Consider the following 17,940-nt stretch of genomic DNA (forward strand, 5'->3'; position numbering starts at 1 on the left):
TATCTAAATATACAGGTCAGGAAGATATAGTTGTAGGAACACCAGTGGCTGGTAGAAGACATTCTGATTTAGATAATATAATAGGAATGTTTGTAAATACTGTTGCAATGAGAAATTATCCTAAAGGAGAAAAAAGTTTTAGAGAATTTTTAGAGACAGTTAAGGAAATAGCATTAGAAGCATATGAAAATCAAGATTATCAATTTGAAGAGTTAATTAGTCAGTTAGATATAGCCCGAGATCTTAGCAAGAATCCATTATTTGATATGATGTTCACATTACAAAATATTGATATAGAAAATATAGAAATTGACGAATTAAAATTTAGACCATATGAATTTGAAAATAAAGTATCTAAATTTGATATTACATTAAGTGCTATTGAATCAAAGGAAAAGATAACTTTCGATTTACAATATTGCACGAAACTCTTTAGAAGAGAAACTATAGAAAGATTATCAAAACATTATATAAATATACTAAAAGAAGTAACAAATAATGCAGAAATTAAATTATCAGAAATAGAAATTTTATCTAAAGAGGAGAAAGATAAGCTGCTTTATGACTTTAATAGCGATAAAATTGAATGTCCTAAAGATAAAACTATACATGAACTATTCGAAGAACAAGTAAAAAGGACTCCTAACAGTATAGCAGTAATATATGAAGACAAACAATTAACCTATGATCAGCTAAATATGAAAGCAAATAAGCTCGCAAGAGTATTGAGAAAAAAAGGAGTTAAAGCTGATTCTATAGTAGGAATAATGGTAGAAAGATCTTTAGAAATGATAGTAGGAATAATGGGGATATTAAAAGCAGGAGGGGCGTATTTACCTATAGATCCGGACTATCCAAAAGAAAGAGTGGAATATATCCTAAAAGATAGCAAAAGTAGATTGTTGTTAACTAGGAAAAAAAGTTCAAGTAATATAGATTTTTTAGGAGAAACTATAGACTTACTAGATGAAGAATTATATAGATGTGAAAAAAATAATTTAGAAAGAATAAATAATTCAAATAGCTTAGCGTATATTATATACACTTCAGGTTCAACTGGAAATCCTAAAGGAGTAATGGTAGAACATAAAAGTGTAATTAATACATTAGTATGCATGGAGAAAAAATATCCATTAGGACATGAAGATACTCACTTATTAAAGACTAAATTTACATTTGATGTGTCAGTAAGTGAATTATTTGGCTGGTTTATAGGAAGTGGCAAGCTTGTAATAATGAGTAGTAATGAAGAAAAGGATATAAGTGCTATTATTAATTTAATAGAGGAACATAAAATAACACATATTAATTTTGTGCCAGCCATGCTAAATGTGTTTATGGAAAACATAGGGGATGATTTAGATAAAATAAACAGTTTAAAATACGTGTTTGCTGCAGGAGAGGAATTAAAAACAGATATAGTTTCTAATTTTTATAGTAAGTTTAATACTATAAGATTAGAAAATCTATATGGACCAACAGAAACTAGTATCTATTCATCTAGATATTCAGTAGATAGAAATTTAAAATATATTAATATACCTATAGGAACACCTATTGAAAATACTCAAATATATATTATGAATAGTAATCAACTAGCACCAATAGGAGTTGCAGGTGAATTATGCATATCAGGAGATGGTCTAGCAAGAGGATATTTAAACAAGCCAGAATTAACTGTAGAAAAATTTATAGAAAATCCTTATAAGCCAGGTGAAAGAATGTATAAAACTGGTGATTTAGCAAGATGGTTACCGGATGGAAATATAGAATTTTTGGGAAGAATAGATCATCAAGTGAAGATAAGAGGATTTAGAATAGAGCTTGGTGAGATTGAAGTGCAACTTCTAAAGAAGAAAAAGATAAAAGAATCGCTGGTAATAGCTAGAGAAGATGAAGAGGGTAATAAATATATTTGTGCTTATATAGTAGGAACGGTAAATTTTACTGTTAAAGAGTTAAGAGAATGTCTTTTGAAAGAGTTACCAGAATATATGATACCATCATATTTCGTACAGTTAGAAGCAATGCCATTAACACCAAATGGAAAAATAGATAGAAAGAGATTGCCGAAGCCAGAAGGTGAAATAGATACAGGAATAGAGTATGAAGCGCCAAGGGATGAAATCGAAGAGAGTTTAGCGGAAATATGGAAAGATGTATTAAATGTTGATCGGATAGGAATAAATGATAACTTTTTTGAACTAGGAGGACATTCTTTAAAAGCTATGTCTCTTGTAAATAAGATATGCAAAGAGTTAAATGTAGAAATTTCTTTGGGACAAATATTTAAAAGCTCTACTATAAATAGTTTGGGAGAGTGTATAAGAAATTTAGATAAAAGTATATATTCTACAATAGAAATTGTAGAAGAAAAGGAATATTATCCATTATCCTCTGCACAAAAAAGAATGTATATACTAAATCAAATTGAAAATGCAAGTATAAATTATAATATGCCGATGATAATGACAATTAAAGGTGAATTAAATATAAATCAGTTTAAAAAGGCAATGCAAGAACTTGTAAGAAGGCATGAGTCCTTTAGAACAGCTTTTGAATTAATAGAAGGCAGTCCAGTACAAAAAATATATAAAGATGTAGAGTTTGAAATAGCTTATAGTGAATTAAGAGAAGGTGAAATAAAGGATAAAATAGAGAATTTTATGCAGTCATTTGATCTTAGCAAAGCACCACTTTTAAGAGTAGAACTTATAAAATTATCTGGAAATAGTCATTTATTTATGATGGATACCCATCACATAATATCAGATGGAATATCAACAGGAATATTTATAAAAGAATTTATTGCATTATATGAAAATAAAAAATTACCAAAGTTAAGAATACAATATAAGGATTTTTCCCAGTGGCAAAATAATATATTAAAAACTAAATCTATTGAAAAACAAAAAGAATATTGGATAGGTAAGTTTAATGATGAAATACCTGCATTAAATATGCCAACAGATTATATAAGGCCTGCTGTAAGAAGTTTTGAGGGGGATGTAGTAAAATTTGAAATAGAAAAGGGATTAGTAGAAGATATAAATAAACTTGCAGCTAAAACAGGGACAACCCTATATATGATATTATTAGGAGCTTATAATGTATTGTTATCCAAGCATACAGGCCAGGAAGATATAGTTGTAGGAACACCAGTAGCAGGTAGGTCACATTCTGATTTAGATAATATAATAGGAATGTTTGTAAACACCATCGTAATGAGGAATTATCCTAAAGGAGAGATGAGTTTTAAGGAATTCTTAGAAAAAGTTAAGGACACTGCATTAGAATCATATGAAAATCAAGATTATCAATTTGAAGAATTAATTAGTAATTTAGATATAAATAGAGATTTTAGTAAGAATCCATTATTTGATATGATGTTTACATTACAAAATATGGACGTAGAAGATATGGACCTTGATGGATTAAAATTTAGACCATATGAGTTTGAAAATAGGATATCTAAGTTTGATATGACATTAAGTGCTATTAAATCAAAGGAAAAGATAACTTTTAATTTAGAGTATTGTACAAAACTTTTTAAAAGAGAAACCGTAGAAAGATTATCAAGACACTATATGAATATATTAAAAGCAGTAGCAAATAATGTAGAAATTAAACTATCAGAAATAGAAATGTTATCAAAAGAAGAAAAGAGAGAGATTCTTTATGATTTCAATGCTACAAGTGCTGAATATCTTAAATGCAAAACTATGCATGAACTATTTGAAGAACAAGTTAAAAACACGCCTAACAATATAGCTGTAGTATGTGAGAATAATAAGCTAACTTATAGAGAATTAAATGTTAAAGCAAATAAGCTCGCGAGAGTATTGAGAGAGCGCGGAGTCAAGGCTAATTCTATAGTCGGAATAATGCTAGAAAGATCTTTAGAGATGATAGTAGGAATGATTGGGGTATTAAAAGCTGGAGGAGCATACGTGCCTATTGAACCGGAATATCCTAAGGATAGAATAAAATATATGATACAAGATAGCAAAATGGATATATTACTTACTCGTCATAAATTATTACAGGAAATAGATTATAGTGGGAAAGTATTAGATATAGATGATAAGAAAATTAATTTGCAGAGTGAAGAAAATTTAAAGAAAGTAAATACTCCACAAGATTTAGCATATATCATTTATACTTCTGGATCTACTGGAAAGCCAAAGGGCGTACTGATAGAGCATCAAAGCGTTGTAACTATGCTTCAATGGAGAAGAAATGAATATAAATTAAATTCTAGAGATAGCGTACTTCAGTTATTTTCTTGTGCGTTTGATGGATTTGTAATAAGTTTTTACACACCAATTATATCTGGGGCAAAAGTAGTTATTTTAAATGATATTGAAGCAAAAGATGTATTTGTGATAAAAAATAAGATACTATCACATAACATTACACACTTTATAACAGTGCCATCTATGTGTTTAGCAATAATGGAATATTTGACTCCAGAAGAAGGAAAAAATTTAAGGATAGTAACATTAGCAGGAGAAAATTTGACCTCTAATGTTGTTGAAAGGTGTAAAAGTATTAACAAAGAAATTGAAGTAGTTAATGAATATGGACCAACTGAGAATACTGTAATCACAACAATCATGAGAGATATTGATATAAATAAAAAGATAACAATAGGCAAGCCAATAGATAATACAAGAATATTTATAGTAGATAAAAATAACAAGCTTCAACCAATAGGAGTATCAGGAGAGCTATGCATATCTGGAGATGGTCTTGCAAGAGGATATTTAAATAAACCAGAGCTAACAAAAGAAAAGTTTATATTAAATCCTTTTGAACCAAATATAAGAATGTATAAAACAGGAGATTTAGCAAGGTGGCTGCCAGATGGAAATATAGAATTTTTAGGAAGAATAGACCATCAAGTAAAAATAAGAGGTTTTAGAATAGAATTAGGAGAGATAGAATCGCAGCTGTTAAGAAATGAAAAAGTAAAGGAAACAGTGGTAATATCTAGAGAAGATAAAAATAATAATAAGTATATTTGTGCTTATATAGTTGGAGATAGTGAAATTAATGTTAAAGAATTGAGAGAATATCTTTCAAAAGAGCTACCAGATTATATGATACCATCATATTTTATACAATTAGAAAAAATACCAGTAACACCAAATGGAAAGGTTGATAGGAGAGTATTAGAGCAATATGATAAATTTATTGATATAGGCACAGTATATGAGGCACCAAGAAACTTTATAGAAGCTAAGATGGTTTCTGTATGGAAAGAAATACTAGGAATAGAGAGAATAGGAGTAAAAGATGATTTTTTTGATCTAGGTGGAGATTCTATTAAAGCAATTCGTATTGTATCTAAATTAATTGTTGATTTCGAAATAAAAATAAATGATATTTTTGAATGTAAAACCATATCTCAGCTATCTAAAAAAGTATCTTTCAAGAAAAATAATCTTAAGATGAAAATTGATTCTTTTAAGGAGGTAGCAGTTACTTTAGAAGATTCAAGCAACAGTTCAATTTGTAATAAAAAGTTAAATAGCAGCATTATGGATTATCGAGAGTTAAATAAAGCATATGAACAAATTCATGTTATTAAAAAAAGAAAGTACAAAAATATTTTTTTAGCAGGATCTACAGGATATCTAGGTACGCATATTTTACGCGAATTATTGAATAGTGATGATGTAACAATTCACTTACTTATAAGAGGGAAAAATAAAGAAGAAGCAGAAGAAAAATTAATGAAAAATTTTGAATTATATTTTGGAAGTAATATATATGAGATTTATTCAGATAAAATCTCCATAATAAATGGGGATATAACAAAACATAATTTTGGTTTGGAAAAAGAATTATATGAGGTTTTAGCTGAAACTGTAGATTGTATTATCAATTCTGCTGCCAATGTAAAGCATTATGGTCATTATGAGGATTTTTATGAAGTGAATGTAAAGGCTGTTGAAGGATTAATAGAATTTGCTAAATTTGGACAAAAGAAAGATTTAAATCATATTTCAACTATTAGTGTAGGATTAGGGAAAACAAATAAAGGAGATATGCTATTTAGTGAATATAATGATGAATTAGAAAACCATATTGATAACTATTATATAAAGACTAAAATCGAAGGAGAAAGAGTTGTCTTAAAGGCAAGAGAAGATGGTATTAATACTAATATATTTAGAGTAGGAAATATTGTTTTTAATTCAAGAACAGGGGTGTTCCAGAAAAATATAGATGAAAATGCTTTTTATTCACAGTTAAAATCCTATATAAATTTAGGAGCAATGCCAAAAATAAATTCTAGTTATGATTTTTCATTTGTTGATTATGTAAGTAGGGCAATTATTTTATTATATGATAGAGCAGATTTAAAAAATGAAATATATCATATATTTAATCCCAATTCTGTAACTCCAATTCTAGTAGGAGATTTATTAAACAAATTAGGATTTCCAATTGAGATGAAGTCCTTTGAAGAATTTTTAGAATATATATATGATAACTATAATAGAGAGGACTTAAGAGAGCATATAGATAATTTCTTATTACACTCTAATATATTGAACGATGAGGAGAATAAAGCCTTTGTAAGCATATGTGAAAAAACTCACATATTACTTAAGCAAGCAGACTTCATATGGCCAAGCCTAAGTCTAGAGCATATGAATAAAATGATAGATTATTGTAGAAAAGTTAAATTTTTAGAATGTTAATATACTATATATAATTTAACTTGTTAAGCTAGTTAATCGCTAGCATAACAAGTTAAGAAAATAAAAAGACATCATTTATAACTAATAAAAAAACTTCTTCTGTTATTTTTCTAAGAGCAAGAATGCTGTGAAAATAACAGAAGAAGTTTAATAACATTTTTAGTTACTTTAGTGGAAGGTTCGAAGAAAAACTTGTCACTGTCCACTTGTCATTATAATTATTTAATTTAAGATGTCCAGACATAGGAACTTCTTCACTGGATTCATTTTCAAAAGATTTTTTTATTAAAGTTCCAGTATATTCGTAATCATAGATACCTTCTTCAGAAGAGTTAACTTTAATTAAAGTAGCATCTTTTACTTCGAGAGTATATTTGTCCCTATGAGAACTTTCAAGTTGAGAAATTATAATTTTTTCGCTAATTGTTATTAAATATAAATTCTCTTCAAAATAATCTTTAATAGGGCTATGTAATTTATCAGCAGATTCTGCACTAATTACACCATCTATGGCAAGCTTTGCATATAAATCTATGCGGTCCTTATCAAAGGTGTAATATTTGATTACAACATCTTTAGCGATATCATCAGGATTTATGGTTTCTGATTTTTCTTTTGTGCAAGCAATTAAAGAAAATGAAAATAAAATGCACAATATTGATAAAAGTTTTTTCATATAAATACCTACTTTCCAATTTTATCACCTATATTATATCATAATTTTGGANNCTTGAAAATATTAAGCATAAATGTTGGGTGATTTTACAAATATAATAAAAATTTAGGAAATGTAAGAAATTTTGATTAAACTGTAAGAAAATATTCAAGTAAAGTAAAAAATATATTATAATTAAGCTATCATACTAAAAATGTCACATAGTATTTATAAATTTAAAGTTTATTTTATATAGAGTTCTATTATGATTGGAGGTAAAAAGATGACAGTAAAGGAAAGAATAAAAAAATTAAGAGCGTTAATGAGAGAAAAGAATATTGAGGCTTATATTATTCCTAGTTTTGACTCTCATCAAAGTGAGTATGTAGCAGAACATTATAAATCAAGAGCATGGATATCAGGATTTACAGGATCCGCAGGTACAGTTGTTGTAACATTAAATAGTGCAGGCTTATGGACAGATGGAAGATATTTTATACAGGCAGAAAAACAATTACAGGGAAGTGGAATTGAATTATTTAAAATGGGACAACCAGCAGTTTCAACCTACATTGAATGGATAAAGGAAAATGTAGAAAAAAATTCAACTATAGGTTTTGATGGAAAGGTATTTCCTGTTTCCTTATATAAGGATATGTCATTAAAATTTGCCTCTAAAAAGTTTAAAATTGAAACAAGATTTGATTTAGTAGGTGAGATTTGGGAAGATAGGCCAGCACTTCCATCAGGGCAGGTATTTATTCATGATGTTAAATATGCTGGAAAAACCAGAAGTGAAAAATTAAGTGAAGTTAGAGATAAAATGAAGAAAATAGAAGCTAATTATTTTATATTAAGTTCACTAGATGACATAGCATGGCTATTTAATATAAGGGGAAGAGATGTAGACAAAAATCCTGTAGTTATTTCTTATGCTGTGATAGATGAAAATAAAGCTTATTTATTTGTTGATTTATCTAAAATATCAAGAGAAACAGCGGAAGAGTTAAAAGGTGAAAATATTGAAGTTAAGTCATATGAAGAGGTAACAGAATTTATTGAAAGTTTACCAGAAGATAAAGTTATAACATATGATCCAGCTAAAACTAATGTAATGATTTTAAATGCTATAAAGTCTGATATTACTAAAATAGAGGAAATAAATATAACAACTAAATTAAAAGCTATAAAAAATAAAATAGAAATAGAAAATACAAGAAAAGCTACAATTAGAGATTGCGTTGCCGAAGTAAGGTTTATAAAATGGCTAAAAGAATCAGTTTCAAGAGGTGAAAAAGTAACAGAAATATCTGCTTCTAATAAATTAACTAGCTTAAGAGCTGAAGATGAATTATTTATAGAACCAAGTTTTAATACAATAGCAGGATATAAAGATCATGCAGCTATGATGCACTATAGTGCAACTCCAGAAACAGATTATGAATTAAAACCAGAAGGTTTATTCTTAATTGACTCAGGTGGACAATACTATGATGGCACTACAGATATTACAAGAACAGTAGTTTTAGGATCACTAACGGAAGAGGAAAAAAGAGATTTTACTTTAGTTGCTAGAGGTAATATTGGATTATCTAAAGCTAGATTTTTAGTTGGTACTGTAGGATGCAACTTAGATATACTTGCTAGAAAACCACTTTGGGAAGCAGGAATAGATTACAAATGTGGTACAGGACATGGCGTAGGATATTTATTAAATGTTCATGAAGGACCACATGGAATATCTAGAGTTCCATCAAATGTTAAATTAGAAGTAGGTATGAATATAACTAATGAACCAGGTGTTTACAAAGAAGGTAAGCATGGCATAAGATTAGAAAATACATTATTTGTAACTGAGGATGAAATAACTGAATATGGTGGAGAATTTTTTAAATTTGAAACTATAACATTCTGTCCGTTTGATTTAGATGGAATAATTCCAGAGATGATGACTGAAGATGAAAGAGAATGGCTAAATAATTATCATAAGCAAACATATGAAAAGTTATCACCATATTTAAATCAGGAAGAAAAAGCGTTTTTAAAATATGAAACAAGAGCTATATAAATAAAAGGAGAATTTCCTAAGTTTTTAGTAATGGGCTTATCTTAGAGATGAAAAAAGGAAAAATACAATAACTTTTGAGTGCAGAAATACAATGATTTTTGCACTCCTTTTCTTAATCAGATAAGAAGAAACATGTCTATCCTTAAAACCACACCTGTTACAGCGAGAGTCTAGGAAAAGGTTTATAGTTATTGTAGCTACAATCCAGAATTAACTACTTTAAGAACGTTTTATAACTTCAGCTGGGCTTCAAAGAATGGTAATGGTGATACGCCAATTCCTGCACAAAGAATAGACGTTACAGATAAGCACTTCCAGTATAATGCGTAATATACTTCTCTTAATATATTAGTATTTGTAGATAATTGGTATATAATATAAGTACTCACTTGTAAAAAAATGTGCGCTAAAGATTATTCAAATTTTGTTTAGGAGGCTATTATATGGAGGATAGTATTATAGCTGATTTGAAAGACAGTTATGGGATAATTTGTAATCAAATTACTCCAGCAACAGGTGGATTGTTGAATCTGAAATGGAAGGTTTCTACTGAAAAGGGCGAGCTTTTGGTCAAACAATACAGCACTAGGCGGTTTCGCAGAGAACAAATTGAGAGAATCGAGCCCGCACTGCAGCGGCAGATTATCCTTGAAAAAAAAGGCGTTCCCTGTCCGTTTCTCTGGCAGTATGGAGACCGTATAATTCGTTGGCTGGATGACAAAACAGCTTATATGGTTATGGATTTTCGTTTAGGAAAGATCGAAAAAGCCAATACAATCACAATAACACAAATGCAAAGTCTCGGCAGCACCTGTGCTATAATGCATAAAGCATTTTCACAATTACTGGAGCCTTTAGTCAAGAGCCTACCGGTTTTTGGCGGTTATACTATGGAGTTATTATGGGAAAACTTTAACTCCCGTATGACGAAATGCTTGCCAGGCACTCATGTTGAATATCGGAAAGCTTTGCTTGAGCTGGAGCCGATTTTGAAGCAGCTTAGTACCAAATTTTTTGATAAGTTTCCCAAAGGACTTGCCCATGAGGATTTTCAACCCGGCAATATCCTGTTCGATGTGGATTGCGTATCTGCTATCGTAGATTTCGACCGTAATTGTTACAGCTATATTTGGCATGATATAGGAAGAGCGATACTGTCTTTTGCGTTGGAAGGCAATGTAATGAATGTCGAAAAGGTATACGCTTTCCTTGAAGGCTATACACAGCATTTAGAGCTAACTTTGCCTAATATAGCGGACGCCTTGAGGCTTTCGTGGTGCATTGAAACACCGTGGTGGATACAGCCGGAATTTTTTAGAGAATGTGACGAAATTCCAAAACGTTTCAAAGATGAAATGCTTTGGTTGACAGAACATTGGTTTGAGATAGATTCTTTATTATGTTCTTAATAAGCATGATCAGAACTTGCTTTACTTCACAATGTTCTTATATTCTTCATTAAGACTTAAATAATTAAATGTAAAAAACTATGCTAAATGACTAACTAGCATAGTTTTTTTGTTCTAAAAACCGTTAAGTTTTAGAAAGTCCTTTTTTCATTTATATATTAATTTTAATCTACTATAGAAAATAAAAGTTAACAATACGTTTTTTAATAAACTCTATTTTGTATACCTATAGACATAGAAAAATAAATATATTATAATAAAAGTATAAATGAAAGTGATTATCAATATCATTAATAGTAGGTGAGAGTTTATGATAAAGAAAAAAATTAAAAGTAGATTAATCGTATTATTAATTGGACTATTAAGTTGTATGGTAATTTCAGCTATAGATAGAAATGTAAATGGAAAATTAATAAAAGAAAGCAATATTCCTAGCAAAGTTATTTTGATGAGGAGTAATTAATTTCTAAGTATAAAACTTTTAGCCTAGGTAAAAATAAGGCTGAAAGGGGTGATTAGTATGGATAAAACCAATAATAGCAATAATAAAGGGAAAAGAAGACAAAAGATAAATAACTTACCTAAAAATAAAGGAAATAAAAAGACTTCACCAAGATATGTAGATTTTGATGGTGAACCAACTGAATAAGTAAAATAAAAATCTCTTAGGGTAATCCTTAAGAGATTTTGTTTTTACTGTGCATTTACAAATAGATGTATTATTTATATCCATAATATATAATAGAATTAATAGTAAAATCTGAATTATATTGATTAGGAGTGCACTATGGATAAGGTTATATTAAAGGATATAGAGAGATTAGAGAACTTTGGAAGATTAGATAAGGATATATTAATAGAAATTTGTGAGAAAAGTTACAAAACCAATTTTCATAGGGGACATCAACTCTTTATGGAAAGGGATGTAGTAAATAATATTTATATAGTTTTAAGTGGAAAAGTATCTTTATATAAAATATCGGAAGAAGGACAAAAGCGGGTAATATTTATATTAGGAGAAGGAAGTATAATAAATGATGTAATAATTGATAATGGAAGCTCTTCAGTAAATTGTGAGATTTTTGAAGATAGCGTTATTATGACAATTGACAAAGATGAGTTACTAAAGCTTATGGAAAAAAAATTTTCACTAACTAAAGTAATTATAGAATCTATGACTAAAAAAATTAGAAGAACATATAGACAACTAAAAAATACAGTGCCATTAAAAATCGAGAAAAAACTAGCAGCAAAACTTTGGAAACTTTCAAAAGATTATGGAATAGCTGGAGAAAAGGGCATAGTAATTGATATGAGCATGACTGTCACATATTTAGCAAATATGTTCGGATGTTCAAGAGAAACAATGTCTAGAGCTATAAAAGTGTTGGAAGATAAAAATCTTATATTTATAAAAAATAAAAAAATAACAGTTATTAATAGAGAAAATTTAGCTAAATATTTTAAGGGTATGTGATAATGTACTTAAGATATAAAGTAATTGAAAAACACCAAACATATCTAAGAGTAAAAAACGCTTATGATATGTTTGGTGTTTTTTCATGAGGAGAAGACTAACTATTAATAATGACATAAATAAAGCTTTTGAGGAAGGTGCAGAGGAATTTATAATATATTGTAAAATTAGAAATTTAAAAGCAGCAACAATAAAAACATATGAAGATTTTTTGCTTATTTGGTATAAGTTCTATTCTTGCAATAGTCCTATAAATAAAATAAATAATAAAACTATAGAAGGCTTTATACTTTTTTGAAAGAAAACAGGGAAGTTACGGATGTTAGTATAAATACTTATATTAGAAGAATAAAAAATATTTTAAAATAATTTAAAATAATTTGTTAAACTAAATTATTTAGATACCATAAATATACCTAATTTTAAAGTTGATAGAGAGACAATAGAGGTCTTTTTTTATTGCCTATTTTTACGATAAAAACTTAGATTAGGTTACATAATCATAATTATGACTATTTAGTTTAAAGTAAACTAAAACAACAAGAGATAAGAATATGGAAGAAGAAATAGTAAAAGTGGCAATTAGTTAAGGGTTAGGATATGCATTATTTGTACTCTTATTAATTTATGTTCTTAAACTACACAAGAAAGAGAGAATAGATTGAATTCCACTATAGATAAGAACCAATCAATAATACAAGATTTAGCAACAAAATTAAAGGTGATTGAAGATATAAAAAAAGATGTACAAGATATAAAAAATAAAATTAATTAAGGGTGTGATAAACTTTAAAATTGCTATAGATTATGGTCATATACTTAGCGATGCTGATTATGGATCAGTAGGAATTAAGGCAGAATCTAACTTAACAAGAGAAGTAGGAATTAAAGTTATAAGTAAATTAAAAGCATTAGGTCATACTGTTATAAATTGCACTGTAGATACTTGTAATATTTTAGAAGAAAGTTTAGGCTATAGAGTAAAGTAAGCCAATAACAACAATGTAGATTTATTTATTAGCATAAATTTTAAATGCCTATAATGGACAGGTATGTGAAACAGAAATATATACATGGGACGGCGAATAATTTCAAGAAGCTACTAGAGTATTAAATAATTTAGTAGGGATTGGATATGCAAACCGAGAAATTAAAGATGGTAGCAATTTATATGTAATAAGAAATACAAAAACTAAAGCAAAGTTAATAGGGTGCTACTTTCGTGATAATAAAGATGATATGAATAAATATGATTCGGAAAAGATAGTTAGTGCAATTGTAGAAGGGATTGTAGGTAAAGCTACACATAATAATAGTAATAATAATTGGTGCTCTTTAAATAGAAAGCTAGGTATTGTTACTGCTAAAGACGGTTTAAATGTAAGGCAGAGTAAATCTACTAATAGCAAAATAGTAAGTGTTTTAAAGCCAAGAGAAAAAGTAAGATTATACAGAAAAGAGGGGGATTGGATACAAATTTACTATGGGGAACATGGTGGTTATGTGTGTGCGGATTAGATAGATATATTGTAATGGAAGGTAGTTTCTAGGGTGAAACTTAGGAGCTACTTTCTATTTTTATTTGTATATATGTATTTAATTATCTATATTATTATATCTTACATTAATAATATATTCTGTGTAAATAGGGGAATTAAAGTTATAATGAATGCTTGGTTGTATAAAATGTTAAGATGTTAATGTACATAAAGGGGGAGATTTTATGAAAAAAATATTATCAGCAATTATAATTTCTATATCTATGCTTTTTTTATTAGTTGGATGTGGTAATTCTAAAGCTAAAGATGTCACAATAGACTCTATAAAACAATCATTTACTGATGCTGGAATGACAGTTGGAGAAAATAAAGAAGTTATGTATCAAATGATTGGAGCAAATAATGGAATTAAGTTTGATATAAACGATGATACAGTTGAATTGTACTTCTATGATAGTAAGAATCTATTAGAAAATGGGAAGGAATATACTAAACAAGCAAAAGAAGGTGAAGTATCTTTAATGGGTAAAAATATGCCAGTACTTTACAAAGATGGGTTCATGTTACTTAACTACGATGATCATAAAGATAAGGATAAAATAGTTGAAACATTTAATAACAATTTTAAATAGAAAAATAATTCAACTAAAGCAAAAAGGGAACTGAAAATCACAAATTCTCTTTTGTTGAATCTTAACATATGATGTAAATAAAGAAGGGTTATTAGGAATTGTACCTATTAATCCTTTTGTTATTTTAAATATATTAATATGTAGTGTTTTTATAACCTATTGTTCCTGCAATCGCAGTAAAGTAATTTATATCTTATATTTATAAATGTGAAGGATTAATTTAACTATTGGTGTGAATTTAGTATTAAAAATACAAGCAATTAGTATCCTGAGATATCTATAGTTGTACTCATATCTCGTAAACATGTTCGGATGTTCAAGAGAAAATTTAGCTAAATATTTTAAGGGTATGTGATAAAAATCACATACTTTTTTTTATATATCAATTAGAATTAGGGTGAGTAGTAGGGAAATTATTGTTAATGGTAGTGGATTAATTAACAATAAATAGTGAAATTTTCGAAATAAACTTAATATCCAGATGATTCAAATCATATTCTTATAATATTCAAAATTTCACTATAAAGAATAAAAGTATAGGAGTGTACAATTATGGGAGTTATAATTTCTAAAGATAGGTTTAATGATGTGCTAAAAAACTTAAATGAAAAATATGAAATATATGCACCTGTAAACCTAAAAGGTAAGGGAACTTTTTCTGACACAGATAGGGTAAGATATGGATTAGTAAGTTCAATAGAAGAGATTGTAGTTGATGTAAAATCTCATTTTTCTTTTAAAGAAATATTACTACCAATAACTCAAACTTTGTTTTATTTTACAGAAGATCAATGGATTGAACCAAAAATTGATAGAAAAGAAATATTGGTATTTTTAAGGAGCTGTGATTTACAAGCTGTAAAAAGAATAGATGAGATGTATTTAAAAAATGGTGACAAGGACCCATATTATAAGGCGATTAGAGATAATGTAAAATTTATGTTGATGGACTGCAGTAAGAGCTTTGAAAATTGTTTTTGTGTAAGTATGGGTACAAATAAAAGCGATAAATATCATGCAGCAATAAATTTTAGAAATGATGTTGTAGAGCTAGATGTAAAAGATGAAGAGTTATTAGTTTATTTTAATGATGTTGAAGGTAGCAGTTGCGAGGTAAAACCAGATTATGTTACAGAAAATTCTGTAAAAGTTAATATACCAGAAAACTTAGATCAAAGAATTTATAATTCAGATATGTGGAAGGAATATAACTCAAGATGTATTAGTTGTGGAAGATGTAATTTTGTTTGTCCTACTTGTACATGCTTTTCAATGCAAGATATTTTTTATAAAGATAATGAGAAAACAGGAGAGAGAAGGAGAGTATGGGCATCTTGCCATGTAGATAATTTTACAGTTATGGCTGGAGGACATGAGTTTAGAAAAGCGAAAAGTGAAAGAATGAGATTTAAAGTAATGCATAAGGTATATGATTTTAAGAAAAAGTTTGGATACCATATGTGTGTGGGTTGCGGAAGATGTGATGATATCTGTCCAGAATATATATCTTTTTCAAATTGCGTAAACAAGCTTAATGATGCTATGGAAGGAGAAAAATAAAAATGTCAAATATATATATGCCATTTAAATCTAAGATAATTAGTATAAAAAAGCATACAGATATAGAGTATTCCTTTAGAATGGAGTACTACGGGGATGTAAAGCCAGGTCAATTTTTTGAAGTATCACTTCCGAGGTATGGTGAAGCACCAATATCTGTATCAGAAATAGGAGAAGGATATATAGAGCTTACCATAAGAAGAGTGGGAGTTGTTACAGATGTAATTCATAGCTTTAAACCAGAAGATATTCTTTTCTTAAGAGGACCTTATGGTAATGGTTTCGATATAGATAACTATAAAGATAAAGAGCTTATAGTGGCTGCAGGAGGAACAGGATTATCTCCAGTTAAAGGTGTTATAGATTATTTTGCAGATAATATTGAAGAATGCAAAAGTTTAACTGTATTAGCAGGTTTTAAAACTATTGATAATGTACTCTTTGAAGATAATATAAAAAGATGGAAAAAAACTTCTGATGTTACTATAACAGTAGATAGTGCAGAAGAAGGATATAGTGGAAAGGTCGGACTTGTTACAAAATATATACCAGACCTTAAGATAAATAATATAGATGAAGTTCAAGTAATAGTTGTAGGACCTCCAATGATGATGAAATTTACTGTTTTAGAATTTTTAAAACTAGGAATTAAAGAAGAGAATATTTGGATTTCTCAAGAAAGAAAAATGTGCTGCGGAGTGGGGAAATGCGGTCATTGCAAGATAGATGACACATATATTTGCGTGGATGGACCAGTGTTTAATTATATTAAAGGAAAAGCTCTTATAGATTAGGGGGGGGAATATTGTGGATATAAATACTAAAAACTTAAAAAAGAATGCTTTTAGAGTTACTAAGCATAGAGGAAAAGTTGCCATAAGAATAAGAGTACCTGGTGGTTATATGCCAACCAAATATTTTACAATCTTAAATGAAATTGCAGAGAACTACGGAAATGGTACAGTACATTTAACAACTAGACAGGGGTTTGAAGTTCCAGGTATAGATATGAACAAGATGGATGAAATAAATAATTTAATTCAACCAATTATAGAAGGTTTAGGAATAAATCAGCTTAATCCCAATAAAGGATACAATGCAGCTGGAACTAGAAATGTATCTGCTTGTATCGGCAATAATGTTTGTCCTTTTGGGAATTATAATACCTCTGAATTTGCTTTAAAAATTGAAAAAGCAATTTTCCCAAATGACTATCATGTAAAAATTGCATTAACAGGATGTGCTAATGACTGTATAAAAGCAAGAATGCAGGATTTTGGAATTATAGGTATGACAGTACCACAATACGAAAGTTATAGATGTGTCGGTTGTGAATCTTGCGTTAAGAATTGTAAGAAAAGAGTTACAGGAGCATTGAGGTTTGAAAACTTTAAGGTAGTAAGGGATCATTCTAAATGCGTAGGTTGTGGAGAATGCGTGGGTAAATGTCCTACAGGTGCATGGTCAAGGAGTACAGATAAATATTATAAGTTAATAATTATGGGTAGAACAGGTAAGAAAAATCCAAGGATGGCTCAAGATTTTATAAAATGGATAGATGAAGAAAGTATAATTAAAATAATTCTAAACACTTATGAGTATATTGAAGAGTATATTGATAAAGATGCACCAGGTGGAAAGGAACATATAGGATATATAGTTGATAGAACAGGATATAGAGAATTTGAAAAGTGGGCATTAAAAGATGTAAAACTTCCAGATATTGCAGAAGTAGCTGAAAACATTAATTGGTACTAAGTTTCAATAAAAAAACCATGAGTAATTAGAGTCTGCAAATAAATTTGTGTAAAGTCCAATCATTGGCTATTTGGATACATTATGTTGTTAATTTTATGGGATTGTAACTATAAAAGTTACAATCCTATTTTAGTGCGCCCAGCATAGGGGCTTTCTTGTCAGTGAAAAA

Annotated in this window: 13 protein-coding genes and 1 pseudogene; 13 read left to right on the forward strand and 1 reads right to left on the reverse strand. The window is 28.7% G+C overall.

The genetic code is table 11. From position 1 onward, the window contains the following. Window positions 1-6,713, forward strand: a 6,713-nt coding sequence (locus B2W91_RS13485) for a non-ribosomal peptide synthetase (RefSeq protein WP_291581775.1), incomplete at its 5' end; no start/stop codon positions are given. A gap of 163 nt (window positions 6,714-6,876) precedes the next feature. Here B2W91_RS13485 and B2W91_RS13490 read toward each other — a convergent pair. Continuing rightward, entirely contained in the window at window positions 6,877-7,389 is a 513-nt protein-coding gene (locus B2W91_RS13490; RefSeq protein ID WP_291581777.1) for a hypothetical protein, read from the reverse strand. Window positions 7,390-7,651: 262 nt separating this feature from the next. Between B2W91_RS13490 and B2W91_RS13495 the strand changes: the two genes are divergently transcribed. From B2W91_RS13495 to asrC, 12 genes and pseudogenes are all read left to right on the forward strand, one after another. Continuing rightward, entirely contained in the window at window positions 7,652-9,436 is a 1,785-nt protein-coding gene (locus B2W91_RS13495) for an aminopeptidase P family protein (protein ID WP_291581780.1), read from the forward strand. Window positions 9,437-9,879: 443 nt separating this feature from the next. After that, window positions 9,880-10,845: a phosphotransferase gene (locus tag B2W91_RS13500; RefSeq protein WP_291581782.1), complete on the forward strand. Its 966-nt coding sequence runs from the start codon at window positions 9,880-9,882 to the stop codon at window positions 10,843-10,845. Between the two features lie 310 nt (window positions 10,846-11,155). Next, on the forward strand, window positions 11,156-11,308 hold the full coding sequence (locus B2W91_RS13505) for a hypothetical protein (protein WP_291581786.1): 153 nt from the start codon (window positions 11,156-11,158) through the stop codon (window positions 11,306-11,308). A 57-nt stretch (window positions 11,309-11,365) separates the two neighbouring features. Then, on the forward strand, window positions 11,366-11,494 hold the full coding sequence (locus B2W91_RS13510; RefSeq protein ID WP_291581787.1) for a clostri-philic family protein: 129 nt from the start codon (window positions 11,366-11,368) through the stop codon (window positions 11,492-11,494). A 138-nt stretch (window positions 11,495-11,632) separates the two neighbouring features. Further along, window positions 11,633-12,322: a Crp/Fnr family transcriptional regulator gene (locus tag B2W91_RS13515; RefSeq protein WP_291581789.1), complete on the forward strand. Its 690-nt coding sequence runs from the start codon at window positions 11,633-11,635 to the stop codon at window positions 12,320-12,322. A gap of 85 nt (window positions 12,323-12,407) precedes the next feature. Then, window positions 12,408-12,620 (forward strand): hypothetical protein, encoded by a 213-nt coding sequence (locus B2W91_RS13520; RefSeq protein WP_291581791.1) that lies wholly within the window; start codon window positions 12,408-12,410, stop codon window positions 12,618-12,620. 363 nt (window positions 12,621-12,983) lie between these two features. Continuing rightward, window positions 12,984-13,097 (forward strand): BhlA/UviB family holin-like peptide, encoded by a 114-nt coding sequence (locus B2W91_RS13525; RefSeq protein ID WP_291581793.1) that lies wholly within the window; start codon window positions 12,984-12,986, stop codon window positions 13,095-13,097. A 7-nt stretch (window positions 13,098-13,104) separates the two neighbouring features. Continuing rightward, window positions 13,105-13,840, forward strand: a pseudogene (locus tag B2W91_RS13530) (N-acetylmuramoyl-L-alanine amidase). A 205-nt stretch (window positions 13,841-14,045) separates the two neighbouring features. Next, window positions 14,046-14,453 (forward strand): hypothetical protein, encoded by a 408-nt coding sequence (locus B2W91_RS13535; RefSeq protein ID WP_291581795.1) that lies wholly within the window; start codon window positions 14,046-14,048, stop codon window positions 14,451-14,453. Window positions 14,454-15,005: 552 nt separating this feature from the next. Then, window positions 15,006-16,013, forward strand: a complete 1,008-nt coding sequence (gene asrA / locus B2W91_RS13540; RefSeq protein ID WP_291581798.1) for an anaerobic sulfite reductase subunit AsrA — start codon at window positions 15,006-15,008, stop codon at window positions 16,011-16,013. A 2-nt stretch (window positions 16,014-16,015) separates the two neighbouring features. Then, window positions 16,016-16,807 carry an anaerobic sulfite reductase subunit AsrB gene (asrB, locus tag B2W91_RS13545; RefSeq protein ID WP_291581800.1) on the forward strand — a complete coding sequence of 264 codons (792 nt, stop codon included), beginning with the start codon at window positions 16,016-16,018 and terminating at the stop codon, window positions 16,805-16,807. A 13-nt stretch (window positions 16,808-16,820) separates the two neighbouring features. After that, window positions 16,821-17,771: a sulfite reductase subunit C gene (asrC, locus tag B2W91_RS13550; protein WP_291581803.1), complete on the forward strand. Its 951-nt coding sequence runs from the start codon at window positions 16,821-16,823 to the stop codon at window positions 17,769-17,771. Window positions 17,772-17,940 lie beyond the last annotated feature (169 nt).

This window comes from Clostridium sp. UBA6640 (genome assembly GCF_002455975.1).
In the GTDB taxonomy this organism is placed as follows: Bacteria; Bacillota; Clostridia; order Clostridiales; family Clostridiaceae; genus Clostridium_J.

Excerpts from the sequence above, each read along its gene's own strand:
- B2W91_RS13490 (WP_291581777.1), bottom strand. The coding sequence starts at position 7,389 with ATGAAAAAACTTTTATCAATATTGTGCATTTTATTTTCATTTTCTTTA.
- B2W91_RS13495 (WP_291581780.1), top strand. The coding sequence starts at position 7,652 with ATGACAGTAAAGGAAAGAATAAAAAAATTAAGAGCGTTAATGAGAGAA.
- B2W91_RS13500 (WP_291581782.1), top strand. The coding sequence starts at position 9,880 with ATGGAGGATAGTATTATAGCTGATTTGAAAGACAGTTATGGGATAATT.
- B2W91_RS13505 (WP_291581786.1), top strand. The coding sequence starts at position 11,156 with ATGATAAAGAAAAAAATTAAAAGTAGATTAATCGTATTATTAATTGGA.
- B2W91_RS13510 (WP_291581787.1), top strand. The coding sequence starts at position 11,366 with ATGGATAAAACCAATAATAGCAATAATAAAGGGAAAAGAAGACAAAAG.
- B2W91_RS13515 (WP_291581789.1), top strand. The coding sequence starts at position 11,633 with ATGGATAAGGTTATATTAAAGGATATAGAGAGATTAGAGAACTTTGGA.
- B2W91_RS13520 (WP_291581791.1), top strand. The coding sequence starts at position 12,408 with ATGAGGAGAAGACTAACTATTAATAATGACATAAATAAAGCTTTTGAG.
- B2W91_RS13535 (WP_291581795.1), top strand. The coding sequence starts at position 14,046 with ATGAAAAAAATATTATCAGCAATTATAATTTCTATATCTATGCTTTTT.
- asrA (WP_291581798.1), top strand. The coding sequence starts at position 15,006 with ATGGGAGTTATAATTTCTAAAGATAGGTTTAATGATGTGCTAAAAAAC.
- asrB (WP_291581800.1), top strand. The coding sequence starts at position 16,016 with ATGTCAAATATATATATGCCATTTAAATCTAAGATAATTAGTATAAAA.